Source organism: Micrococcus sp. HSID17227, assembly GCF_003989405.1.
Lineage (GTDB): Bacteria > Actinomycetota > Actinomycetes > Actinomycetales > Micrococcaceae > Micrococcus > Micrococcus luteus.
Genome location: NZ_RBLN01000538.1, coordinates 1 through 787 on the forward strand (window position 1 = coordinate 1; position 787 = coordinate 787).

Below are 787 nucleotides of genomic sequence, written 5' to 3' on the forward strand. Positions count from 1 at the left end.
GTTGTCGATGATCTCCCAGAGACAGTGCATGAGTCCGCGGCTGTCCGTCGACCCGATGTACATCCCGGGGCGCTTACGGACGGCTTCGAGCCCTTCGAGGACGAGAAGGTGCCGCGCGGTGTAGTTGGAGCTGTCCCTGTCTGCGCCGCCTGCTCCGGTCAGCAGCGCAGTGGACGGCACGGAATCGGCGGTCACGCAGTTCGCTCCTCGCTGAATTACTTTGGGGGCCCGGTGGGTAGCGGGCTCGGCCTCCGTGGCCGCTGAGAGCCTACCGGGGCCTGGTAGAGCGGTTGTAACGCCACCCAGGTGGAATCCTCCTGCTAGTGCAGCCTCGCATACAAGTTCCGTCATTCGTCAGGGTGACGTGCACATCACGTTCCCTTCGAGGCATGAACCATTTAGGCTCCGGGCACGTCTTCATGAACAACCGGCAACCCAGCCGGCGGACCGGCCCACACAAGCAACGCGAAACCGTAGCGCTACGCAATACGGCACATTCGCCGCCAACCGGCGACAGACAGCCATCCCGAGAAGAAGTTTCGAAGAAAGGCCACGAGCGGGAACGTTTTCGGCCTGGTTGGATGTTGACCCTGGTACGACAGCTCGTCGAGCTAGAGAAGAGCCGCCGTGACTACTGTTCTGACCCCCGCGAGCCCGCTGACCGCAGCAGACCGCTGTGACCGTTGCGGCGCCCAGGCCTATCTGCGCGTCGTCCTGATCAGTGGCGGTGAACTGCTCTTCTGCGCCCACCACGGACGCAAGTTCGAGCCGGAACTCAAGAAGATCG

General features: G+C 62.9%; 1 protein-coding gene. It reads right to left on the bottom strand.

The genetic code is table 11. From position 1 onward, the window contains the following. On the bottom strand, nucleotides 1-195 hold a 195-nt coding region (locus tag D8M29_RS13160), incomplete at its 3' end, for a hypothetical protein (RefSeq protein WP_148111646.1). Between the last annotated feature and the right edge of the window lie 592 nt (nucleotides 196-787).